This window comes from Martinezella sp. CNPSo 3795 (genome assembly GCF_057784475.1).
Genome location: NZ_JBXSOQ010000001.1, coordinates 1,008,885 through 1,031,569, shown reverse-complemented (window position 1 = coordinate 1,031,569; position 22,685 = coordinate 1,008,885). Strand labels below are relative to the sequence as shown.

Here is a 22,685-nt window from a genome sequence, read left to right as displayed (position 1 = left end):
GGAAAATCCAAAAAGGGGAACCAACATGAAAAGACTGATAACGGCAGCACTCTTTACCGCTTTGATGGGCGGCACCGCTTTTGCCGATACGACTCTGAAGCTCGTGGAAGTCATCACCAGCCCGGAGCGCACCGAGACGCTCAAGTCGATCGTCGCAAAGTTCGAAGCCGCGAACCCAGGCACCAAGGTCGACATCATCTCCCTGCCCTGGAACGAGGCCTTCCAGAAATTTGCCACCATGGTCTCTGCCGGCGATACGCCCGACGTGATGGAAATGCCGGACACCTGGCTCTCGCTCTATGGCAATAATGGCATGCTCGAAAGCCTCGAGCCATACCTCGCCAAGTGGGAGCATACGAGCGAACTGACGCCTCGAGCGCTTCAGCTCGGCCGGGATGTCAAGAACACCGCCTATATGCTGCCCTACGGCTTCTATCTGCGCGCCATGTTCTACAACAAGAAGATCCTGAAGGACGCCGGCGTCGCCGAGCCGCCAAAGACGATGGACGAATTCGTCAAGGCATCCGAGGCGATCTCCAAGCTGCCCGGTAAGTACGGCTATTGCATGCGCGGCGGTCCGGGCGGTCTCAACGGCTGGATGATCTTTGCCGCTTCCATGGCCGGCGACAACAAGTACTTCAAGGATGACGGCACATCGACGATGAACAGCCCCGGCTGGGCCAAGGGCATCGAGTGGATGGTCGATCTCTACAAGAAGGGCTATGCGCCGAAGGATAGCGTCAACTGGGGCTTCAACGAAGTCGTCGCCGGCTTTTACTCCGGCACCTGCGCCTTCCTCGACCAGGACCCGGACGCTTTGATTGCCGTCGCCGAACGCATGAAAAAGGATGATTTCGGCGTCGCACCGCTGCCGAAGGGGCCGGATGGCAAGTCCTTCCCGACCATCGGTTATGCCGGCTGGTCGATGTTCGCGACAAGCCAGAACAAGGATCTGTCCTGGAAGCTGATCGCGACCCTTGAAGGTAAGGAAGGCAACCTGGAATGGAACAAGAAGATCGGCGCCTTGCCGGCCTATACGGCCGCGGAAAAGGACCCTTTCTATGCCGGCGATCAGTTCAAGGGCTGGTTCCAGGAACTGGCCGACAAGGACACCGTTCCCACCGTCATGCCGACCTATCTTGAGGAATTCGCCTTCTTCAAGGATTCCCTCGCCATCAAGACCTCGCAGCAGGCATTGCTCGGCGATATCTCGGCGAAGGATCTGGCCGACCAATGGGCCGATTATCTGACCAAGGCCCAGCAGAAATTCCTGGCCAAGAAATAGAACGTACATGCGGCGGCGGAGCGATCCGCCGCCATCTCTGCCCAATTGAAACAGACGGCGTTCGAACGCCGCGAATGGGAACTCTTGCAGATGACTTCGATCACCGACACGCTCGAGAGGCGCCACGACCGCAGGCCGTGGCTAAAGCGCCTCGCCGACGCCTCGGAGCCCTATCTCTACAGCGCCCCTGCCCTCATCCTCATCATCGCCGTGATGCTGGTGCCGCTGGCAATCGGCATATCCTACGCCTTTCGCGATATTCAACTGCTCAATCCGTTTTCCGGCGGCTTCATCGGCCTGGAACACTTTCGCGAGCTCTCCAAGGATAAGGCCTTCTACTGGGCACTGAAGAATACACTTTGGTGGACCGGTGCCTCCGTGGTGCTGCAGTTCATCTTCGGGCTGATCCTGGCACTTCTGTTGGACAAACCGTTTTTCGGCAGATCGATCGTTCAGGCGCTGGTATTCCTGCCCTGGGCCGTTCCTTCTTTCCTCGCCGGCCTCAACTGGTCCTGGCTGTTCAACCCGGTCATCGGACCGATCCCGCATTGGCTCTATGCTATGGGCCTGATGAGCGAGCCGGGCAATATTCTCTCCGATCCGAACTACGCGATGTGGGGGCCGATTGTCGCCAATGTCTGGTGGGGTATTCCTTTTTTCGCGATCACGCTCCTGGCAGCCCTTCAGGCGATCCCGCGCGATCTTTATGAGGCGGCTTCGATCGACGGCGCCGGCTGGTTCGAGCGCTTTCGTTCGATCACGCTTCCTTTCCTGGCGCCGACCATCGCCATCACGATCCTCCTACGAACGGTCTGGATCTCCAATTTCGCCGATCTGATCGTCGTTATGACCGGAGGCGGGCCGGCGGACCGCACGCAGATCGTCGCGAGCTATATCTTCACGCAAGCCTTCAAGCGGCTGGATTTCGGCTATGCCTCGGCCATTGCCCTGGTGCTGCTGGTCCTCCTGCTTGCCTATTCCATGCTGATCATCCTGCTGCGGCAGACCCTGCTGAACAAGGATTGAGCCATGAGACGATCCGTCCTTCCCACCATCGCCCATCGTCTGGCCATTCTTTGCTACGTGGTCTTCGCGCTCTTCCCGCTTTTCTGGCTGTTGAAGGTCTCGGTGACGCCGAATGATCTGCTCTATACCGAGGGTGTACGCATGTGGCCGTCGCGCACGACCTGGGAACACTATGCCTTCGTGCTGCAGCACAGTGACTTTCCGACCTTCTTCAAGAACAGCCTGATCGTCTCTGCCTCGACGGCGATCATGGTGACCATCTGTGCGTCGCTCTCCGGTTATGCGCTCTCGCGCTTCAATTTCCGCGCCAAATACTGGATCGTGGCGCTGATGCTGCTGACGCAGATGTTTCCACTGGTCATGCTGGTGGCGCCGATCTTCAAGATCCTAACGCCGCTGCACCTGACCAACAGCCTGACCGGCCTTGTCATCGTCTACACGGCCTTCAACGTGCCTTTCGCCACCTTCCTGATGCAATCCTTCTTCGATGGCATTCCGAAGGATCTGGAGGAGGCTGCCATGATCGACGGCGCGACGCAGTTCACCGCCTTCCGGCAGATCATCCTGCCGCTGACCTTACCCGGCATTGCCGCAACGCTCGGCTTTGTCTTCACCGCCGCATGGAGCGAGCTGCTTTTCGCGCTGATGCTCATCAACGGCAATCAAGCCGCGACATTCCCGGTCGGGCTTCTCACCTTCGTCTCGAAATTCTCGGTGGATTTCGGGCAGATGATGGCGGCGGGCGTCATGGCGCTCATTCCGGCCGCGCTCTTCTTCCTGCTTATCCAACGCTATCTCGTGCAAGGCCTGACGGCCGGCGCGGTCAAGGGTTAGTCATATGGCATCGATCGATATTCAGAACGTCAAGAAAGCCTACGGCCACGTGCAGGTGCTGCATGACATCGATCTCAGGATCAAGGATGGGGAGTTTGTCGTTCTTGTCGGCCCCTCGGGATGCGGCAAGTCCACCCTGCTTCGCATGATCGCCGGCCTTGAGGACATCAGCGGCGGCGAAATCCGCATTGCCGACAATCGTGTCAACGAGCTGCATCCGAAGGACCGCGACATAGCCATGGTCTTTCAGTCCTATGCGCTCTACCCGCATATGAATGTCGCCGGCAATATGAGCTACAGCCTGCGGCTGCGGAAGGTGGCCAAGGATGGCATTGCCAAGGCTGTCGCCAGTGCGGCATCCAAGCTCGGCCTCGATCCGCTGCTGGAGCGCCGTCCGAAGGCGCTTTCCGGTGGCCAACGCCAGCGCGTCGCCATGGGCCGCGCGATCGTGCGCCAGCCGAAAGCCTTCCTCTTCGACGAGCCGCTGTCGAATCTCGACGCCCGCTTGCGTGAGCAGATGCGAGCGGAAATCAAGAAGTTGCATGGCGATCTTAAAGCGACCTCGATCTATGTGACTCACGATCAGATCGAGGCGATGACGCTGGCGGACCGCATCGTTGCCATGCATGGCGGGGTGGTTCAGCAGGTCGGCAGCCCGCTCGAACTCTACGACCGCCCCGCCAATCTCTTCGTGGCCGGCTTCATTGGTTCGCCCGGCATGAACTTTCTCGATGCGACTTACGAGGGCAATGCCGTCAAGCTCAGGGATGGCACGCTCGTTTCGCTTCCGGCGCCGCTTAAATTAGTAACCGCTGCGAAGATCACGCTCGGCATTCGGCCTGAGCATGTCGTGTTATCGTCCAACCCGTCCGACATGACGGCCAATGTTGAACTCATCGAACCCACCGGCTTCGGCATCATCCTGCATCTTTCGCTGCACGGCCTCCCGTTCAAGGTATTCACCCTGGATCGCACCGCCCTGAGCACGGGAACGCAAGTGAACGTCTCCTTCCCGGCGCAGCATCTGCATGTCTTCGATGAGGATGGAAAAAGGGCGGCTTGACGGCCGCCCTGTCTGGAAATTCTCAGCTTGCAAACGGCTTCGTCGGTCCGCTGGATGGTTGCGTAAACCAACGCGGGCCGTCCGCCGTCATATAGATATGATCCTCGAGCCGGATGCCGAATTTCTTCGGAAAGACGATCATCGGCTCGTTTGAGAAGCACATGCCCGCCTGCAGCACGGTCGTGTTGCCGCGCACGATATAAGGCTCTTCGTGAATTTCGAGGCCAAGGCCGTGACCGGCGCGATGCGGCAGTCCCGGCAGCTTGTAGTCGGGGCCAAGCGAGTGTCTGGCGAGTACAGCGCGCGCCGCATCATCCAGGCTGGAGCAGGCAGCGCCCAGCTTTGCCGCGTCGAAAACGGCCTGCTGCGCCTCCCGTTCGATCGCCCATGCATCCTCGAAGGCGCTATCGCCGCTCTTCAGCTTGTAGGTCCGCGTCAGGTCGGAATGATAGCCGTCGATGCGGGTACCGGTATCCGCCAGAATCACGTCATCTTCGCCAAGCGTCTGATCGCCGTCGGCGCCGTGCGGCAGGGACGTGGCTTCGCCGAAGGATACGATGCAGAAGGTCGAGCCACCATCGGCACCTGCCTCGCGATGCCGCCGGTCGATGAATTCGACGACTTCCGACGCGCGAATTCCCGGCTTGAGCAAGGCATGAGCCTGTCTGTGTACGTCCAGCGTCAGGTTCATGGCATATTGAATAAGCGCAATTTCGGCCGGAGACTTGATGCGGCGCAGACCGTTGATGATCGGCCCGCCATTCACAAGCCTTTCAGCTCCAAGCTCGGTCGCCAGGGCGTTGTAGAAATAAAGCGGCATGCTGTCGTCGAGCGCCAAGATGCCGGCATTCCCGAGCAAGCGGGCGATCAATGCCGCGCTGCTCTCTTCCTCCTGCCATTCAACAATTTCCGCCGGCAGATGCGGCAGGGTTTCCACCCTGCTACGCTCAAAGCCCGGTACGATGTAGTAGAGTTCTGTCGGCGTCACCAATGCGCCGAGAAACCGCTCGCTCGCGTGCCAGACCAGACCGGTAAAGTAGCGGAGGCTTTCGGTCGGCCCGAGCAACATGCCGGCCAATCCCTTTGCATCGAGCAGCTTTCGAAGACTCGAAAGGCGCTGTTGTCTTTCCTCCGCGGTGATCCGGGGTACTGGATGTTGCCACGACATTCCTACTCTCCTTAATGATCGTCGCCCTGCATAGTGTGATTGTCGCAACATGCGGAGCAGAGCCGACACTATCGTTGCTGCAAGACTTATGTCGACAAGGAAAATACAAATATAATCACTTTCCCGAAAGGCTGCAGCCGCGTTCGATTGCTAAATTATCTGACAGCGCGAACACGGCTCCAGTGGTTCACTGCTCTCATCGAAGCAACCGATGGAGTATCGCCATGCAAGCCACAAACATCATCACCTCTTCCGAACCGGCCGGCGCTTTCCGCAAGGCTCGACGCTCGCCTTTTTCGGCGTTGCAGGACCTTGCACGCACGCTCGCACGCAAGATGGTCGAGCGCAGGAACCGCAATGCGCTTCTGGAACTGTCGGACGATCAGTTGAAGGACATTGGCCTTTCCCGAGGCCAGAAGGGGAGCGATGTTCATATTTATAGTCGCTACTAAAAATGGCGCAGGATGTGCTAAGCTCCGCTGGTGCGACGGGCGTTAACGCCGGGATGGGGAAGTTCGGCATGTCAGAAATTTCGACCGCCTTGCTGCTGAAGACGAAAACCGTGGTCATCCGCGATATCGTCTGTAACGGCGAATGCCGGCATAAGAGCGGAGAGGAATGCGCCCACAAGACGAGCCTCGTCTATCCCTATCGTGGCGTCTTCAAGCGCCACGTCGGCCAGATTGATACTGTTGCGGAAGCAAACCAGGTGTTGTTCTTTAACAACGGACAGGAATATCGAATCAGTCATCCTGTTGACGGCGGTGATTCCTGTCTCGATCTTAGTATAGACGAGAGCGTTCTTCAGGAGCTTGCACCGAAGGAACAGGTTCAATCCGGTGAAAGCGTTATCTTTCGCCGCCAGCGCCGACGCATCGATCCGCGCGCACAGGCGCTTGTGGCTATGCTTCGCCATGGGCTCAGCCGCAATATAGCCGAGAGCCTTGAAGGCGAAACACTGGCGTTGACTTTGGTGCGCCGTTCTCTGGGCGAGCGGACATCGCATGCGGCCGGCGCAAGTTCCGGCCGGCAGAAGCTCGTCGACCGGGCAAAGCTCGTTCTGTCGTCCGATCTTGCACGGCGCTGGACGCTTGCAGAGATCGCCAGGGATGTCGGCGTCTCGCCCGTCTACCTGACACAGGTCTTCCAGCAGGTAGAAGCCATTCCGCTTTATCGCTATCAGCTGCGGTTGCGGCTGGCCCGAGCGCTAGATCTCCTCGGCGTCTATGACGACCTGACCATGCTCGGGCTCGATCTCGGCTTTTCCAGCCACAGCCATTTCAGTGCAGCATTCAAACAGACCTACGGGCAGACACCGGCGGAATTTCAGCGTTCGGCACAATTGAAGCCCAAGCGTTATGCGGTTCGCTAAAGATTCTGACAGCGCCGACATGATGATCAGGGCTCTTATGATCCCGCCCTGGCAAGGGGATCGATCAGGAAAGGATCATGAGATGAAGAGAACCACATGTGCCGCTTGCGATTGCGAACTCGGCACCGAGACCATCAAGGTCAATCTCGGCGGCAAATCGGTGGAAGTGTGCTGCGAGGAATGTGCGGCCGCGTTGAAGGAGGCGGAGCAATCGACATCTGCTGCTTCCGGAAGCAAGGAATAGCGAACACTGTGGAGAGAGCCGTCGCCAAGCGACAGCTCTCTCTATCTGCGACCTGCGATCGATCCCGAATGTCGCTTGCTGTTACAATGGAAGTCGAACTTTAAGGCGACAATAGAGGAAATTGTAATGAAGCATTGCTGCCAGGCCATCAGCAAACTTCGTTCGCAATATTCCCCTTGCGGGAAAAGTTAGGAAACATATCGACGTATTGCATTCATAAGGTCGCATTAGCTTTTGCTGCAGTTACTCGTAGCGAAGGCATTGATTATGAACAAACGACTTATCGTCGCGGCTTTATTGGTAACGGCAATTGGCGGTGCAACCGTTTCAGCTTATGCAGCCGGTGCAGAAATCGAATCCCAGCAGCAAAAGCCTGCAGGCGCAGAGACCGCGCAACCGGGTCCGGTCGGCCCGCCATCGGACGGCTGGTATTTCCAGGACCGTCATCCCGAAGGGCCTATGATGGCCGCTGGCGGGGGTATGCCCATGCCCCCGGGGCCTCCGCATAGACCGAACCCGGCCCTGATGATCGCGGAAAAATTGTCAGCGCTCGAAACCTTGATCGGCGTCCGCAGTAACCAGCTCGACGCCTGGCGGGATTATACCAGCGCCCTGATCGATCTCCTGACTCCCGCAAAGAACGAGCTGCCGGACCTGCCGGCGCCCGACGACGATGCCGCGTCCCAGGCTGCTCATCAGAGCGACGGGCAAGCTCAACTTTTCGGAGAGCGCCTAGCCGATCGCGTACTGGATCGTGCCGCGAAGGCCAAGGCTCTCAAGGACAAGGCTGTGGCTCTGCGCAACATGTTGAACGCCGATCAGCTCACCAAACTGGCGGACGCGGAGCGCTCGCTCGTTCCCGGCCCGCATCCGTTCCACTGATCATCAATGGAGGGTCTTTCTGGGCGAAACCCTCCACCTCACCACGACAGACCATTTCCTCTCCGCTTCCAGCCAATCGAGATCCCCCCGGACGCCCCTGTTGGTTGGAAGGAGCGGCCCTTCGCCGGGCCGAATGGTCCGGGAACGCCCCGCCCGGCGCTCCCGGACCAATGGCGTGTGAGCACCGCCATTCCTTCTTCGCAGAGGAAAAGCGATGGTCTCCCTCACGCTCCACGTCTTCCTGGCCCCAATCGAGGCCAGTGCATTGCATCAACAAGCCAGGGATGGAAATCTTGCCGATATGTTTGCGCTCAAACACGGGACCGTCGAATATTGCCATTGCCGCCATATTCGTCGGAACATTGACAAGCTGTGTCGTAGGGCCGGATTATAAGACACCCGCCCTTGCCGTGCCGACGCATTGGGACAGCAAGGCCACAAGCAAGCCCTCGCAAACCCCGCAATTGTCGCAATGGTGGAAACAGCTCAAGGATCCGACCCTTGATGCGCTCATCGCGGAGGCGATCGCCAGCAATCTTGACGTTGCGACAGCCAAGGCAAAGATCCGTGAAGCGCGCGCCACCTATCGGGAGCAGAGGGGCGCATTGCTGCCAACGGCATCGGCAACGGCTTCCGCGGCACGCACACGCACGTCGGCTGCAGAAGGCGGCACGACAGATGCAACCTTTTCCACATTGTATGACGGGGGGTTCGACGCCAGCTGGGAGCTCGATCTCTTCGGCGGCAACAAGCGCGCCGCGGAAGCGGCGAAATACGGCGTCGATGCTGCGGATGAGCAGCTGCGCGACACCATGCTGACCCTGATCGGCGATGTCGCATCCTATTATGTCCAGGCGCGTGAATATCAAGCGCTACGCGATCTGGCCAAGCGCACCGCCGCATCGCAGCGCGAAAGTGCTGCTCTTACCCATGCAGAATATCAGGCAGGCAGCGCCACCGGCGTCGATACCGCCAAGGCTGACGCGCTCGCTAACAGCACGGAGGCTGATATCCCAACCTACGAAATCTCCTATTCGGAAGCTGTCCATCGCCTGGGTGTGCTGCTGGGCAAGCCTCCGGCCACGCTTGAGGACAGGCTCAAGGGCGGCGGTCCGATTCCGAGCCCGAAGATGAATGTCTCCGTCGGCATTCCCGCCAATATTCTGATTTCGCGGCCGGATGTTCGTCTGGCAGAACGGCAGCTTGCACAATATACCGCGAAGATCGGTCAGGCCGAAGCCAATCGTTATCCCTCGATCTCCCTGACCGGTGACATTTCATCGTCGGCAGCCAGTATCGGCGATCTTGCAAAGAAGTCCTCCATCGGATGGACATTCGGCCCGACTCTGACGGTACCGATCTTCCAGGGCGGACAGCTCAAGGCCGCCGTGGACGTCGCCAAGGCCGAACGGGATCAGTATTTTATCGCCTACCAATCGGCTGTTCTTTCGGCCATGGAGGATGTCGAGAATGCTATCGTATCGCTGACCCAGGAACGGCTGAAGTACGGCAAGCTCGTCTCCTCCAGCAGCTCCTACCGCCGGGCCTCGGACCTCTCGCATACGATGAACAAGGCCGGCGTTATCGACTTTCTCGACGTGCTGGATGCCGAACGCTCGCTCTATAGCGCTGAAGAAAACGTGATCCAGAGCAGAGCATCGATCGCTACCGACTATATTGCACTCAACAAGGCGCTGGGTGGAGGTTGGGACGGACAGGTCGATGTCTCCACGCCTGTCGTCGTTGACGCCGATACGGGTCCCCATCTGGCCAAGGTCAAATAATCTCATGCTGAACACCCTGGAACATAAGACACCGCCGACCGTCAACCCGAAACGGGCCAAGGACGCAAGCCCTCTTCCCGCCAGAGCGCTGCCAAAGCGGAGCATCAGACCGCGGCACATGCTCTATGCGGGTCTCCTTGCCCTTGCCGTAATCGGCCTCCTTTCTTTCCGATACGGCTATTTCGGCAGGCAGACGACATCGGCCATCACGGCGCCGGTGATGCGGGGCAATGTCGAGGAAGCCGTGCTCGCATCCGGCACCTTCAGGCCGATCAAGCTGGTTGCGGTCGGTGCGCAGGTCTCCGGTCGGATCACGGCACTTCATGTCAAGCTTGGCGATACCGTCAAGAAGGACAGCCTTGTTGCCGAAATCGACTCGACCACACAGAGCAACGACCTGAAGACCGCTCAAGCCTCCCTCGCGAACGTTAGGGCACAGCGTCAGGAAAGCGAGGCCGATCTTGAAAACGCACAGACGACGCTCGTTCGCCAGCAGACGATATTCCGCAACCAGGCAGGCTCCAAGGCGGACCTCGACAGTGCGGAAGCGAACGTCAAGAAGATTACCGCCCAAATTGCAGCTCTCGACGCGCAAATCACATCCGCTGAAGTCGCGGTGGAAACCGCGCGCGCGAATCTTTCCTACACGCACATCACGGCGCCGATGGACGGCACGGTGCTCGCCATCGTCAACCAGCAGGGCCAGACGGTGAACGCGGCGCAATCGGCGCCGACGATCGTCATCCTCGGACAAGTCGATACGATGATCGTTCGCACCGAGATCTCCGAAGCCGATGTCGTCAAGGTCAAGGTGGGGCAACCGATCTATTTCACCATCCTTGGCGATCCGAATACCCGGTATGAGGCCACATTGCAGTCGATCGAGCCGGCACCTGAATCGATCACCAGCGACAGCAGCATTACCTCGTCCTCGACCACAGCGTCATCAAGCAGCAGCACGACATCGTCATCCTCCACCTCGGCGATCTACTACAACGGTGTGTTTGCAGTGCCGAACCCCGATAATTACTTTCGCACCTACATGTCGGCGGAGGTTCACATTGTTCTCGGAGAGGCCAAGAATGTGCTCACCATCCCTTCCTCCGCATTGGGCGCCAAATCCGCCGAGGGATCCCGCGCTGTTCAGGTCTTGAGCGACAACGGCAAGAGGATCCGCCGCAACGTCATGGTCGGTCTCAACGACAACGTCTCCGCCGAAATCCTCTCTGGTCTCTCCGAAGGAGAGAATGTCGTGGTCGGCGAGGCAAGCACGGCGATCACGAAGAACAACAGTGGCGGCCCTCCCCCTCCAATGGGGTTCTGACCCATGCCTTCTCCGATTATCGAACTGAAGCGCGTGCGTCGCGAATATCAATCCGGGGACCGCACGATCGCAGTCTTGCAGGATGTTGATCTTGTTATCGCCGAAGGCGAAATGGTCGCGATCGTCGGGCCTTCCGGTTCGGGGAAATCCACGCTGATGAACATCATCGGTCTATTGGACCGCCCGACCTCCGGCACGTATGCGATCGCCGGCGAAGAGACGCATCGCCTAGACAGCGATGCGCTATCCAAACTGCGCAGAGAGCATTTCGGCTTCATCTTTCAACGCTATCATCTGCTTTCCGAGCTGACGGCGATCGGCAATGTCGAGGTACCGGCCATCTATGCCGGGCAGTCAGGTGAAACAAGACGAGCGCGCGCGGCAGCGCTTCTTGAGCGGCTCGGCATGAGTGAACGAAACAGCCATCGCCCGGGCCAGCTTTCGGGCGGCCAGCAGCAGCGAGTTTCGATCGCGCGCGCCCTGATGAATAACGGCAACGTCATTCTTGCCGACGAGCCCACGGGCGCCCTTGACCGGCAGAGCGGCGAGGAAGTTCTGCGTATTCTTGACGAGCTCCATGGCGAGGGCCACACGGTCGTCATCGTCACCCACGACATGAATGTCGCCGCGCGTGCCGATCGCATCATCGAGATCTCCGACGGACGGATTGTTGCCGATCGACGTGCAGACTGCAAAGCTCCAGCATTGCGAGCCTCCGCTACCGCGGCCGGCTTCGGCAAATCCAGCTGGCGGGAGATGGCCGGCCGGCTGACGGAAGCCTTCCGAATGGCGGTCCTTGCACTCAAGGCCCATCGGCTGCGCACGTTCCTGACCATGCTCGGCATTATCATCGGCATAGCCTCGGTCGTCAGCGTCGTCGCGCTCGGCGAGGGATCGCAGCGAAAGGTTCTGGAAAATATCAATAGCCTCGGCACCAACACGCTGGAAATCTTTCCCGGCAAGAGCTTCGGCGATACGCGCTCCGGCCGCATCAAGACCCTGGTGGTCGCCGACGCCGATGCTTTGGCGAAATTGACCTATGTCGCGGCTGTTACACCGACCGTCTCGACCAGCAGCACCGTGCGATTCGGCTCGATGGAGGCGAACGCCCTCATCAATGGTGTGGGAGACGCGTATTTTTCCGTGAAGGGATCGAAACTTATCATGGGCAGATTCTTCGACGCGGACAGCGTGAAACGCTTGTCGCAGGATGCGGTAATCGATCAGAACACGGCGGCGACCTTGTTCGCCGATCAGGGGCTCGATCCGCTTGGGCAAACCATTCTCGTCGGCAAGGTTCCCGCGCGCATCATCGGCATCATCGCCTCCCAGCAAGGCGGCTTCGGCTCAAGTGATAATCTTTCCGTCTATCTACCCTATACCGGTGTCCAAGCCCGCCTGTTGGGCGATATGTCGCTGCGCAGCGTCACGGTACGAGTCGCCGACAATACCGAAAGTGTTGCCGCGGAGGCGGCCGTCTCCCAGTTTCTGGAGCTCCGCCATGGCACCAAGGATTTCTTTATCCTCAATACCGACGATATTCGTCAGACCATTACCAGCACGACCCGGACGATGACCCTGCTCGTCTCGGCGATCGCCGTCATATCGCTGCTGGTCGGAGGTATCGGTGTCATGAACATCATGCTCGTCTCGGTGTCGGAACGTATCGCCGAGATCGGCGTGCGTATGGCAGTCGGCGCGAGACGTCACGACATTCTCCAGCAGTTCCTGATCGAAGCCATCCTCGTATGTCTGCTGGGCGGTGCTTTCGGCATCGCGACGGCGCTTGGCTTTGGTTTTGCTTTCAACTATTTCGGCTCGAACTTCACGCTCGTCTATTCCGCAAGTTCGATCATTCTGGCCTTCGCATGCTCCTGCGCGATCGGCCTGACCTTCGGCTACCTGCCAGCCCGCAACGCATCATTGCTGGACCCTGTCGCGGCATTATCAAGAGACTGATATTTCGGGGAAAAAATCAACGGCGGAGCCGGAAAGCAATCCGGCTTCGCCATTCGTGTTGGGGGCGTCATGGCGAAGCCGGGTATGCGGGGCGACCAAAGCCTGCTCGAGCCAAGCTGCTGATCGACCACGATTTTACATCAGTTGCCGCCACTGACATTTCTGAATGTTGCTGAAACAAGGCATTTTGGCGAAATTTAATGTCTCGGCTTTTCCGCCGGCACGAACTATTTGGTAAGTTCTATAATCTTACTTTCAATATTGGTTTATGTAGAATTTTCGAGAGTTCTACGCAAGTAAAGCCTGTTTGATCGCACGGATATTCCGTCAGATGATCCCATCCCCGCAAGGGATGGCCAAGCCGCGATGCCACGATGACTTGAATCGCGTCGCTCGTGCTAGAGCGGTTCAGCTCTTCACGGAATCTCTGAACCGCTCTATCTCTTTGGTTCACGCAATTCCGGACGGAAAACCGCTTCGCACTTTTCCTGGAATTGCTCTAGCTTGCGACTTTGGCCCCGGCGCTCTTGAACGACACGACCTGCTCCAATCCACGCGGCTGACGGTTACGGACCGTGATTTCCCCCCCGAATCGGGTAACGATTTCACGCGCAATGGCCATGCCAAGGCCTGCTCCCGGAAAAGACCTTTGCCTTGCAATGTCGATCCGGAAGAAGGGTTCGAACACCTGATTGAGCCGATCCTCTGGAATACCAGGCCCGGTATCGACAATTCGCACAACGGCTCTATTGCCAAGATGCGTCACCGTCACCGTCGCCGACTGGCCGTGCGTTGCCGCATTGATGAGCAGATTCCGCAAGGCTCGGGTGACGGCGAGAGGGCCTGCGCTGATCGTTGCCTGCTCCAGTTCGCCGCTCGTGACGTTCATATCGATCGCTTTCAACTCGGTGACGATATCGCCAACGATCTTGTCGAGCCTGACCTGCTCCAGACTGTCCTTGGAAATTTCTTCCCGAACCAGCCCTATCGCGCTGTCGGCGATCCTGTCGAGCTCCTCGAGATCAGCAAACCACTTACGCCGCTCTTCATCATCCTGGATGAACTCGGCCCGCAGGCGCATCCGGGTCATCGGCGTCCGCAGATCGTGTCCGGCGGCGGCAACGAGCCGCATACGGCTTTCCGTGGCGGCCTTCACCCGTGCTGACAGGCCATTGAGGGCCTGCGCGGTCGCGCGGATTTCTCCCGGTCCGCTTTCCGCTATATGCGGCAGGGTACCGTCGGGATTGATCGCCGCCGCCGCCTCCTCCAGCAGACGCAGCGGCTTCATGATCTTCGAGGCGGCAAAGATGGAGACGAGCACGCTGCCGATGATGATAAGACCGAGCCATCCCACAAGGATTTTCCACCCGCCCGGCGGCGGGCCATGGTCCGGCATCGGCATGATCAGCCAGTTCCCGTCGGAAAGCTTCAGCGACGCGATCATCTCGCCCGTCGACTGGCGTACTATGACGGCCTCGCGCATGCCGGATATTCGAAGCAGGGCTTCCATTAGGAAGCGCGACAGCTCCTCGTCGCGTTGGCCTTCAGCGGGTCCGGAGGTAACGACCAATCCCGCCGATGCTGCGGTGGTTCTGTCTTTCTCTGCGAACGTGGCAAGAATGGAAAGCTGGTGGGCCATCCGTTCGATCGTCATGTCCGGCCGCGGTCCGCGCATGACAAGGCTTGCTACGAAAGACGAGGAAATGACGACCAGAACGATGGCGGTCATCAAAAGTAGCGCTAAGCGCGCGCCGAGCGACCTCATGAATCGCCTTTGATGGCCGTTACCGGAACGACGAGCTGATAGCCTCCATTGCGGATCGTCCTGAAGATGGGCTCTTCTACCGTTTCTCCAAGCTTGCGGCGCAACCGGCTCATCAGGACGTCGATGGAGCGATCGGCCGGATCGCGATCACGTCCCTGCGTCAGGTCGAGCAGCTGATCACGCGACAGGAGCCGGCCAGCACGTTCCAGGAATGCCTTCAGAAGGTCGAATTCGGCGCCCGTCAACGAAATCACCTCGCCGCTCTCTCTGCTGACCCGACGAAGCTGCGGATCAAGCATCATGTTCGCGAACTGATAGCGCCTCTGCTCGGGCTCCAATGAGGAATCCTCGTTCGTGCGGCGCAGGACCGCACGGATGCGCGCGGCCAGTTCGCGCGGATTGAACGGCTTGCCGAGGTAGTCGTCGGCGCCGATCTCGAGACCGAGAATGCGATCTATATCTTCTTTCAGGGCGGTCAGGAGAATGACCGGTACCCGAGGACGGCGATTTCGCAGATCGCGGCAAAGATCGAGGCCAGACCCATCGGGAAGCATGACATCCAGGACGAGGAGATCGGGATGACGTCGGTTGAGCGCATCGTTGCATCCGCGCAGATCGCTTGCCGTCGATACGCGGAAACCCTGCTCCTCGAGGTATCTGCTTAGGAGGGAGCGTATTTCGTGGTCGTCATCGACTATCAGAACATCGGGTGCGGCATTCACGTTCATAGGATTCATTCCGTTTTCTCAATTCTTATACAAACTATGGATTGCCTGAAAAGAAGGGTTTTGCGGCGCCAATACGGAAAAATCTGAACGAGAAACGTTCGTTTACAAAATTCCCGGTACTGGAAATATTGGGTAACAAAATAATGCGCGGAAAACGGAATCCGCTGCCGATGACGCGTCAACGCGTCGAAAGCCGTTGCTCACCCGCGGTCGTCAAAGCCAGTCCGCCACACGGCTGTCAAGCCGCCCGCAGCCATTCGACGCTCCAGGCGGAAAGCCGCCCTTCAATGGCACCGCTGTCCATCATCAGCCGAATTTCGATCGGCGTACGTGGGTCAACAATATTGACCGGCACCGCCGCCTCGAAAGAGCCAGTGCCTTCCGGGCAGACACGCAGCCTCCCTAGCAATTCGGCAGCATGTACCTCCAGGGTGAGGATCTGCCCCTGACAATCTTCGTCGACATCGAAGGCAAATTTCGCATTCCAGCGGCCTGGCGGCAAGTGAAGATAGGGGCCATAGATGAGGCACCGGGCTCCTCCGGTGAGGTCGACAAGATCGTCCAGTGCCTGCCCCAGGCTGTCGCCTGACAGAAATGTCTCTTGCGGCCAGAAAATCGTGGCGCGCGAGCTTTCCCGGCGGTCGAATTCCAGAGGGCGGAGAACCTTCCTTGCCGTCTCGCGCAGTGCCTCGCTAACCTCCGGGACAGCCTCCTGCGGCATCAGATATCCCGCGATCACCGCCGCCGCAGCCTCCTCCAGTTTCGGCGGCTCGGCATGCGACGGCTGTCCGGCAGGCGCCATTCCGACATGCAGCAGCGCATTCGCGATTTGCTCAAATTTGAGATCAGTACTGAAATGCCGGTCTATCGTCTTCAAAAGCAGATCTATGCTGCCCTTTTGACCGATGTCGTTGCGACGCAAGACCAGCCCTCCGGAAGCCCCCGCCAGGGGCTCGAGGCAGGCAAGGCTGGCCGAGACGGCCCTGACCAAGCCGATATCCCGCTGCTCGGTCGCTCGAGCCAGATATGAGACCGCGTCGAGCGGATCCTCAAGAAACAACAGAAACGGCACATTGACCCTGAGGATCAACTCCGAAAGCCTGGCTTCCGGAAATTGCGAGACGAGAACCGCATGCATGCCGGATCGCGCTACGACATGCTGCTTGAGGTCCTCCACCGTGTCGGTTGCGATGATCGCGTAATCGCCGAAGGCTTCGCGGGCCAGGGCATGCACCGCGGCAACACCCCACGAGGACATGACGCCCGGCATCCCGAATGCAAAGAGGATGGTCATGATCCGCTCTTTCTGCGGTTATCCGTTGAAGAGGCTGTCATAAAGCGCGCTCACCTTCTGTTGATATCGATCCGTGGAAAAACGGGCGGCCTGCCTGGGGCCGGACTTGGCAAAAGAGGCACACAGCCCGTCATCCTGATCCAGACTGACGATCGCCTTGCGCATCTCCTCCGTGTCATAAGGATCGACCAGCAGCGCGGCATCTCCGGCTATTTCGGGGATCGATCCCTCCGTAGAGCTCAGAACCGGCGTTCCAAGCTGCATGGATTCCAGCACCGGCAGGCCGAAGCCTTCGTAAAGCGACGGAAACAGCACCGCCCGCGCTCCCCTGATCAGGCTGATCAGCAAGGGATAGGATACGAAATCGAAGCGCTGGATCTGCCGTTGCGGCAAGATGCGGTCTTCCGCGCGAAGATAGAAGCGAAACCGGTCATCATCGATGAGCTGCCGCGTTTCCTCGCCTTTCCATCCCGGAGCACCGACGATGATAAGCGGCTTGGATGTCTTTGCGGCGAGATAGGCCTCGATCAGCCGTGAAATGTTCTTCTTCGGCTCGAAAGCGCCGAAGAAAAGGAAATAGCCCTTCCAATCGAGATGGAAGATGCCGGCGACTTCATCCGCAACCACATCGACCGGTTTCTCGCGAAGTCGCTCCGGCACGTGAACGGCCTGATAGGTATTGCTGACGCGTGCCTCATCGGCACCAAGAACTTTGATAATATCGGCCCGCGACGTTTCGGATACCGTCACGATATGATCCGCCCGCCGGACCAGGGAGCGCAGCATCTTGTAGTGATAGCGCTTGTCGTCCTCGGTCAGATAGGGCAGCCGCAAGGGAACCAGGTCATGGATCGTATAGATATTCAGCGCCTTCCTAACCGCGATCGGCATCGGATAGGTGCAATGGAGAAGATCCGGCCGAGCCTCGAACTTCATTGTGAGATTATTGCCGTAGCGCTTGAAATGATGGCGCGCGAGATGGAACAAGTCGCTGGAAGCATAGGCCAGGGCCGCATCGCCGAGTTGCGCCTGAAGAGATTTAAGAATAACCGTCCCGCCGAGTGGGATCGGAACCGGTCTCACACCGAAGGGCGCGGCAATGCGACGGCGCAGCCAATGCCGAGCTTCGGATAATGCTCCGCGCGGGCGGGCGCCGGATGCATCAAAGAGAACAACCTCCCGCAATACCGGGTCTTTCGGAACCCTCCCCGGAATTCCGTAGACAACCCCGGTCTGATAACCAAGCGAACGCGAAGCCGAGAGCAGGCTGCGGGTATAGGTCGCAACACCTGTGCCCTTTTGCAGAGAAAGATTGAGGCCGTCGTAAAGGATCGTCTGGCTCACTCCCATCTCTCCTTCAGCATCTGGAAATCCCTCGTCACTCTCAAGCCGGCTTGTCACGCGACAGGACGAGCAGCGAATCGTCGGCCCCGTATTTCGAAAGCAGGTCTTCGCTGGTGATGGGAACCGCCTCGCCGCTGAAATCGAGGCGCCGCATTGCTCCGTAGATGCCGGCTAGCCGTTCGAGAAAACCGGATGCGTCGGCATAGCGGGCAGGATTGAATTCGACCACGAGCATCGGCTTATGGCGGGCAATGGTCTCGGCCATTCCTTCGAGTATGACCTCCTCCGCCCCCTCCGCGTCGATCTTGATGAAGTCGACACGCGAGCAGGAGGCGCTCATCTCGTCGAGGGTCGTCAAGGGGACCTTGATGACGACACCGTCCTGTGCGCGAGGTTGAAACAACTCCGAAACGATCAGCGCATTCTTCGGCTCGTTATGGGGTACATATAAGGAGGCTTCATCCGATATCGTTGCACCAAGCGCTGATGTTTCGATCCGCGTCCGTCCGAGCAGCCCGTTGAGCTCGACGCTGCGACGCAGGAAATCGGCGGCATGGGGATTGGGCTCGACGGCGATCAATTCGCCCCTTGTGCCGACGAGCTCGGCAAGCAGAAGGGAGTAGTAGCCAAAATTCGCACCGACATCGATCGCTGTCATACCGCGCTTGACGTTGCGCGCGCAGAACAATGTCAGCCAGATCTCCCAAAAACCGTCCAGAAGAACATGGGATCCGAAACCTCTGTCTCGGGTGTCTACATAAAGCTTGTAGCGGCCAAGCACGCGCACCAAAGCCGTGTGGTTTCCGAGGTAGGCGCTGTTCACGCGCTGCAAGATGGCCGTTTCGGCCTGATGGCGATCGAACGCCATCAATTCATGAAGATGTAGCAGTGCCGAAGAACTCATTGTACCTCTCTCGTTCCTGCATGCCCGTAACGCATTCCGCAGGCCGGGCAACATCAGGAAACTCCCTCGAATCCAGCGAGCTTAACCGCCTCCGGCCTGTCCCCGCCCTGCTCAGTCGTCTTCAGTTTGCTGCCGACGCGGATATCCCGACCGATGCTGCCGATAGAGCCGTTCCGGTAACCCCCTGGAAGAGGCCCATGAACTTCTGGATATCGATCGACGAGGCATTGGAGATATAAATTATATCTCGCGGCTGAACCTCGAAGTTCTGCATCGCAAGCAGCGTCGAGCCGTTTTTTAGGTTGAACCGATATACGATCGGGACAGGTCCACCACGGCGCAGCAACGGATTGCTCGGTGCAACGATGCGGCGGGCAACCTCAAGCGCCTCGTAGCGGAAGAGGAAGACGCCTGACGCGTCGGCGCGGGTATCCTGCAAGCCTCCCGCACGCGCAACGGCATTCGCCATGGTCAAATGCTGAACGCTGAAGGGGACTTCGCCATTCTGACCTGATGCGCCAAGAATCGTGTAAGTAGTCGGCTCGCGCACGACAGTGACGACGTCTTCGGGCCGCAATCTCACGTTTTCGCGCGGATTTTGAACAATCGCGGTAAAAGGCAGATGCATTGTTCGCCCGCCACGCGTCAGGTAGACGACGCTGTCGTTGACGCCGGCGCGCAGTCCTCCCGCGGCGGCAATAGCATCGAGTACTCGGCTGCCGGCGGGCGAAAGCGCGACGCGCGCACCGCCGGCCACCTCGCCTGTAACCGTGACTGTGTTCGACGAGCTTTGCTGGACGGTCACCAACGCCTGTGGCTGCACCGCCTTGCCCATCAGGCCGGAAACCACCGCCTTTTCGACCGAAGCCGGAGTGCGGCCAGCAGCCGTGATCCGGCCCACATAGGGAATACTGATTGTGCCATCGCTGTTGATGGTTTGCGGCGGGATCGTCACTGAACTACCCGTCGCCTGTTGCTGCCCCGAAGCGCTCGAAGCCATCCCGAACAAGCTCCCCGGAGGCGCTTCCCAAAGGCTGACGGAAACGACATCACCAACCGCGATCCTGAGGCCGGGATCGCGTGCGCCCTCACCGAAATATGCCGCGAAGCTGGCTACCGGTCGAGCGACGCTCTTGACCATCGCCGTCGACGTCACATCAACAACCGCGAATGGTGGCATAGCGCGCGCGGCCGCTTCCTCCAATATGCGGGAGGCCTTGGGGCCGGCCTCCGGTAGTCCACAGCCCGTAAGAACGCAGGCGAGAACGCACAATAATCCGAACTTCAACGGCATCGACGATCCTGAATGGCATGGAGGCAGTTTTGGCGAGGTATTCTCGCGCGAGGCAGGCTAGGCCGTTCCGGCATCGTCGCTGCGCTCCCGGGTAAAACGAAGGATCGACGAAGGACTGGAGCCATAAGCGTGCTTGTAGAGCACGGAGAATCGCCCGGGATTGGAGAATTGCAGGCTCATGGCGAGATCGGTGATGCTTTCGGCCTGACCACCCTTGATGGCGCCATGCGCCGCAGCCAGCCGGTAGTTGCAGAGGATTCCCATGGGCGTATCGCCACGGTAGGTCTTGAACATGCGTTGCAGCGCTCGCGGGCTGCAGCTCGCGGCGTTCGCGAGATCCTCCAGCATGATGGCGTTGTGCAGATTGTCGCGCATGAACGCCTCCGCCCTCAGGAGCTGCCGTGGCGCGTTTTCAAGCGTGCCGCGATTGAAGGCATCGGACAGATTGTGCGGCAGCTTGGCAAACAGCTTGACCAGCAGGAGTTCGCTGTAAGCCTTGGCGAGCATCATCCGTTCGGTCTGGCGAGCGGTCGTCAAATCCTTCTCGGCCTGGCGCAGCGTTTGATAGAGCCCTTGCGCGCCGCCTTGACGGAAGCTCACCGGTGCCAGCGCAAATTCCTGCACATAGGGCTTGCCGGTCAGCTCCTCGAAATGCTGGCGGATTACGGATTCCGGGATCTGAAACAGCAGCCAGGAGCTGCGCGGCTTAATCTCCAGCCGCTTGCCCGCCCGATCGCTGATGCTGGCGACATAATTGGCAGGAATGCGCAAGGACTTGCGCATCCGCCGGTGATTGATCTCTATTTCCCCCGCGAGAACAAATACGATGCTGACGCGCGGCAAGTCCTGCTTCGCGGTTCCCTCGAGGCCGGCCGAATGCTCGGCGCTTATGATCGAGGCCGACTGAAGCGGTTGCTTGCTGAATTTGAAGGAATAATCGCCTGAGGTTTCCGAAGGAACCGCCCATTTCCAGTTTGGTTCAAGCATGTCAAGGTTGCGAATGATTGCATCCCGGGAATACACCTCGAAAGTGCCAACGCATTGCTCGACAACTCTTTCCAACATCGCCATCCGCTAATCCTACTCAAAATCTCAGGTTGCATATTAGCCATCGCTAACACGTGATTTCTATCTAGGCTACTTTTTTCTAGCGTTCGTTTTGACGACTCCATTCCTTTGCTCTCGCGCCCACTTCGAGAAGCAAGACCATTCATCGCAAGTTGCATTACTTATAATTAAATTAGCACGATGAATTTTAGCGCGACAGTACAGATAGTGACGATGTTATACAGATTCCTACCTCTTCGTAGCGCGGCCACAGGTTGAAAATCCCGAGCGACGATATCGGACAAAATAATCGCTCTCGGCAAATATATTCGACATGTCTACGGGCACAGGTTGCAGAAGTAGTTACTAATTTACCTCGATCGAATTGTCGGAGGTTTGTTGCGTGCACAAGGTCGGCCGGTAAAATGGAGTAGCCAAGCGGACACGCTGGCTTGCAGCTAAAACAATCTGCCCGCTACATTCATTTCAATTATTCTAATACATGATGAGGTTTAGCTGGGAGCCTGCGTCAGCGCCCGGAATGCCGCTATCTATATACGACCAGGCCCCGGCAAGCGCTTAAACGCGGTGCATTCCGCCGCTCGATATTGTGTCAATTTGCAAACATGGCGTGCACTACTGTTGCCGATCCACACAACCAACCATCGGCCGGCTTACAAAGTGGAGTAAATGCGAAATGCCGCTTCGATGTCGTCGAAAACGCGGCCGCGGCCATTCTTCAACACGAGCGCCGACTTGCACAGCTCGCCGATCACATTGAGATTATGTCCCACAATGATCATCGAGCGATCCTTGCGTTTAACGAAAAGCTCCTCAAAACAGCGGAGTTGGAAGCGTTTATCGCCAACCGCCAATACCTCGTCGATGAGATAGCAATCGAAATCGATGGCAAGCGACATGCCGAAGGCGAGCCGCGCTCGCATGCCTGAGGAATAGGTCCTGAGAGGCATGCGCAGATAGCGGCCAAGCTCACTGAAATCCTCTACCACATCGCGAATTTCATCGAACGGCTTGTCATAGATGCGCGACAGGAAGCGCATGCAGTCGTAGCCAGTCATCGAACCGCCGAAGCCACCGCTCAAGGCAATGGGCCACGACATCGACATGTTGCGCACGACCTTGCCCGACGTCGGCTCCTCTATCCCAGCGATCATGCGTACGAGCGTTGACTTGCCGGCCCCATTGTGTCCGAGGACGGCAATCTTTTCACCGCGGCCAATCTTGAATGTCACGCCATCGACCACGCGGCGCATCCGGCCATGCACCTCATATTCCTTGACGAGGTCGAACACGCCGACAATGCCATCTTCGTGCCAGGGCATTTCGCTCTTCGGCGCCGGCGTCCCC

General features: G+C 58.6%; 20 protein-coding genes. 11 read left to right on the top strand and 9 right to left on the bottom strand.

The features are described 5' to 3' along the window. Positions 1-25: 25 nt before the first annotated feature. The 4 genes from AC13QY_RS04720 (at position 26) to AC13QY_RS04705 (ending at position 4,208) form a co-directional block, all read left to right on the top strand. A complete protein-coding gene (locus AC13QY_RS04720; protein WP_113332662.1) occupies positions 26-1,285 on the top strand; it encodes an ABC transporter substrate-binding protein in 1,260 nt (419 codons plus the stop codon). A gap of 90 nt (positions 1,286-1,375) precedes the next feature. Further along, entirely contained in the window at positions 1,376-2,311 is a 936-nt protein-coding gene (locus AC13QY_RS04715; protein ID WP_113351202.1) for a carbohydrate ABC transporter permease, read from the top strand. A gap of 3 nt (positions 2,312-2,314) precedes the next feature. Beyond that, positions 2,315-3,145: a carbohydrate ABC transporter permease gene (locus tag AC13QY_RS04710; protein WP_113351161.1), complete on the top strand. Its 831-nt coding sequence runs from the start codon at positions 2,315-2,317 to the stop codon at positions 3,143-3,145. A 4-nt stretch (positions 3,146-3,149) separates the two neighbouring features. Next, positions 3,150-4,208, top strand: coding sequence for an ABC transporter ATP-binding protein (locus tag AC13QY_RS04705; RefSeq protein ID WP_113351160.1), 1,059 nt, complete (start codon positions 3,150-3,152; stop codon positions 4,206-4,208). 22 nt (positions 4,209-4,230) lie between these two features. On the opposite strand, the gene AC13QY_RS04700 is transcribed toward AC13QY_RS04705, so the two are convergent. Next, entirely contained in the window at positions 4,231-5,376 is a 1,146-nt protein-coding gene (locus tag AC13QY_RS04700; RefSeq protein WP_145634143.1) for a M24 family metallopeptidase, read from the bottom strand. A gap of 224 nt (positions 5,377-5,600) precedes the next feature. On the opposite strand from AC13QY_RS04700, the gene AC13QY_RS04695 reads away from it, so the two are divergent. From AC13QY_RS04695 to AC13QY_RS04665, 7 genes are all read left to right on the top strand, one after another. Continuing rightward, entirely contained in the window at positions 5,601-5,828 is a 228-nt protein-coding gene (locus tag AC13QY_RS04695; RefSeq protein WP_113351158.1) for a DUF1127 domain-containing protein, read from the top strand. A gap of 68 nt (positions 5,829-5,896) precedes the next feature. Next, positions 5,897-6,748, top strand: a complete 852-nt coding sequence (locus tag AC13QY_RS04690) for a helix-turn-helix transcriptional regulator (protein WP_113351157.1) — start codon at positions 5,897-5,899, stop codon at positions 6,746-6,748. A gap of 82 nt (positions 6,749-6,830) precedes the next feature. Beyond that, positions 6,831-6,992 (top strand): hypothetical protein, encoded by a 162-nt coding sequence (locus AC13QY_RS04685; protein WP_186450319.1) that lies wholly within the window; start codon positions 6,831-6,833, stop codon positions 6,990-6,992. Positions 6,993-7,259: 267 nt separating this feature from the next. After that, entirely contained in the window at positions 7,260-7,874 is a 615-nt protein-coding gene (locus AC13QY_RS04680; protein WP_113351156.1) for a hypothetical protein, read from the top strand. A gap of 284 nt (positions 7,875-8,158) precedes the next feature. Further along, positions 8,159-9,658, top strand: coding sequence for an efflux transporter outer membrane subunit (locus tag AC13QY_RS04675; RefSeq protein ID WP_113351155.1), 1,500 nt, complete (start codon positions 8,159-8,161; stop codon positions 9,656-9,658). A 4-nt stretch (positions 9,659-9,662) separates the two neighbouring features. Continuing rightward, positions 9,663-10,982: an efflux RND transporter periplasmic adaptor subunit gene (locus tag AC13QY_RS04670; protein ID WP_442966486.1), complete on the top strand. Its 1,320-nt coding sequence runs from the start codon at positions 9,663-9,665 to the stop codon at positions 10,980-10,982. A 3-nt stretch (positions 10,983-10,985) separates the two neighbouring features. Continuing rightward, positions 10,986-12,941: a MacB family efflux pump subunit gene (locus AC13QY_RS04665; RefSeq protein ID WP_113332670.1), complete on the top strand. Its 1,956-nt coding sequence runs from the start codon at positions 10,986-10,988 to the stop codon at positions 12,939-12,941. 499 nt (positions 12,942-13,440) lie between these two features. Here the strand turns inward: AC13QY_RS04665 and AC13QY_RS04660 are convergent, their stop codons facing one another. The 8 genes from AC13QY_RS04660 to AC13QY_RS04625 form a co-directional block, all read right to left on the bottom strand. Further along, positions 13,441-14,706: an ATP-binding protein gene (locus AC13QY_RS04660; RefSeq protein WP_113351153.1), complete on the bottom strand. Its 1,266-nt coding sequence runs from the start codon at positions 14,704-14,706 to the stop codon at positions 13,441-13,443. Beyond that, positions 14,703-15,434, bottom strand: a complete 732-nt coding sequence (locus AC13QY_RS04655) for a response regulator (RefSeq protein WP_113351201.1) — start codon at positions 15,432-15,434, stop codon at positions 14,703-14,705. Before AC13QY_RS04655 ends, AC13QY_RS04660 begins: the two co-directional genes overlap by 4 nt. A 238-nt stretch (positions 15,435-15,672) precedes the next feature. Beyond that, entirely contained in the window at positions 15,673-16,728 is a 1,056-nt protein-coding gene (locus AC13QY_RS04650) for a hypothetical protein (protein ID WP_113332672.1), read from the bottom strand. An 18-nt stretch (positions 16,729-16,746) separates the two neighbouring features. Continuing rightward, entirely contained in the window at positions 16,747-18,078 is a 1,332-nt protein-coding gene (locus tag AC13QY_RS04645) for a glycosyltransferase family 4 protein (RefSeq protein ID WP_113351152.1), read from the bottom strand. A 34-nt stretch (positions 18,079-18,112) separates the two neighbouring features. Then, the gene (locus AC13QY_RS04640) at positions 18,113-18,976 is read right to left on the bottom strand and encodes an FkbM family methyltransferase (RefSeq protein WP_246661131.1); all 864 of its coding nucleotides are present in this window, start codon (positions 18,974-18,976) and stop codon (positions 18,113-18,115) included. Positions 18,977-19,097: 121 nt separating this feature from the next. Further along, the gene (locus AC13QY_RS04635; RefSeq protein ID WP_488492744.1) at positions 19,098-20,156 is read right to left on the bottom strand and encodes a polysaccharide biosynthesis/export family protein; all 1,059 of its coding nucleotides are present in this window, start codon (positions 20,154-20,156) and stop codon (positions 19,098-19,100) included. 171 nt (positions 20,157-20,327) lie between these two features. Further along, positions 20,328-21,257 (bottom strand): helix-turn-helix transcriptional regulator, encoded by a 930-nt coding sequence (locus AC13QY_RS04630; RefSeq protein ID WP_229002144.1) that lies wholly within the window; start codon positions 21,255-21,257, stop codon positions 20,328-20,330. Between the two features lie 734 nt (positions 21,258-21,991). After that, entirely contained in the window at positions 21,992-22,660 is a 669-nt protein-coding gene (locus tag AC13QY_RS04625) for an ABC transporter ATP-binding protein (protein WP_246661130.1), read from the bottom strand. Positions 22,661-22,685: the final 25 nt, after the last annotated feature.

Bases quoted from the DNA above. Each gene is read 5' to 3' on its own strand.
- AC13QY_RS04630 (WP_229002144.1), bottom strand. From the start codon at position 21,257: ATGCTTGAACCAAACTGGAAATGGGCGGTTCCTTCGGAAACCTCAGGC.
- AC13QY_RS04675 (WP_113351155.1), top strand. From the start codon at position 8,159: ATGGAAATCTTGCCGATATGTTTGCGCTCAAACACGGGACCGTCGAAT.
- AC13QY_RS04655 (WP_113351201.1), bottom strand. From the start codon at position 15,434: ATGAACGTGAATGCCGCACCCGATGTTCTGATAGTCGATGACGACCAC.
- AC13QY_RS04705 (WP_113351160.1), top strand. From the start codon at position 3,150: ATGGCATCGATCGATATTCAGAACGTCAAGAAAGCCTACGGCCACGTG.
- AC13QY_RS04695 (WP_113351158.1), top strand. From the start codon at position 5,601: ATGCAAGCCACAAACATCATCACCTCTTCCGAACCGGCCGGCGCTTTC.
- AC13QY_RS04710 (WP_113351161.1), top strand. From the start codon at position 2,315: ATGAGACGATCCGTCCTTCCCACCATCGCCCATCGTCTGGCCATTCTT.
- AC13QY_RS04640 (WP_246661131.1), bottom strand. From the start codon at position 18,976: ATGAGTTCTTCGGCACTGCTACATCTTCATGAATTGATGGCGTTCGAT.
- AC13QY_RS04720 (WP_113332662.1), top strand. From the start codon at position 26: ATGAAAAGACTGATAACGGCAGCACTCTTTACCGCTTTGATGGGCGGC.
- AC13QY_RS04625 (WP_246661130.1), bottom strand. From the start codon at position 22,660: ATGCCCTGGCACGAAGATGGCATTGTCGGCGTGTTCGACCTCGTCAAG.
- AC13QY_RS04660 (WP_113351153.1), bottom strand. From the start codon at position 14,706: ATGAGGTCGCTCGGCGCGCGCTTAGCGCTACTTTTGATGACCGCCATC.
- AC13QY_RS04690 (WP_113351157.1), top strand. From the start codon at position 5,897: ATGTCAGAAATTTCGACCGCCTTGCTGCTGAAGACGAAAACCGTGGTC.
- AC13QY_RS04645 (WP_113351152.1), bottom strand. From the start codon at position 18,078: ATGGGAGTGAGCCAGACGATCCTTTACGACGGCCTCAATCTTTCTCTG.
- AC13QY_RS04665 (WP_113332670.1), top strand. From the start codon at position 10,986: ATGCCTTCTCCGATTATCGAACTGAAGCGCGTGCGTCGCGAATATCAA.
- AC13QY_RS04685 (WP_186450319.1), top strand. From the start codon at position 6,831: ATGAAGAGAACCACATGTGCCGCTTGCGATTGCGAACTCGGCACCGAG.
- AC13QY_RS04715 (WP_113351202.1), top strand. From the start codon at position 1,376: ATGACTTCGATCACCGACACGCTCGAGAGGCGCCACGACCGCAGGCCG.
- AC13QY_RS04700 (WP_145634143.1), bottom strand. From the start codon at position 5,376: ATGTCGTGGCAACATCCAGTACCCCGGATCACCGCGGAGGAAAGACAA.
- AC13QY_RS04650 (WP_113332672.1), bottom strand. From the start codon at position 16,728: ATGACCATCCTCTTTGCATTCGGGATGCCGGGCGTCATGTCCTCGTGG.
- AC13QY_RS04635 (WP_488492744.1), bottom strand. From the start codon at position 20,156: ATGCCACCATTCGCGGTTGTTGATGTGACGTCGACGGCGATGGTCAAG.
- AC13QY_RS04670 (WP_442966486.1), top strand. From the start codon at position 9,663: ATGCTGAACACCCTGGAACATAAGACACCGCCGACCGTCAACCCGAAA.
- AC13QY_RS04680 (WP_113351156.1), top strand. From the start codon at position 7,260: ATGAACAAACGACTTATCGTCGCGGCTTTATTGGTAACGGCAATTGGC.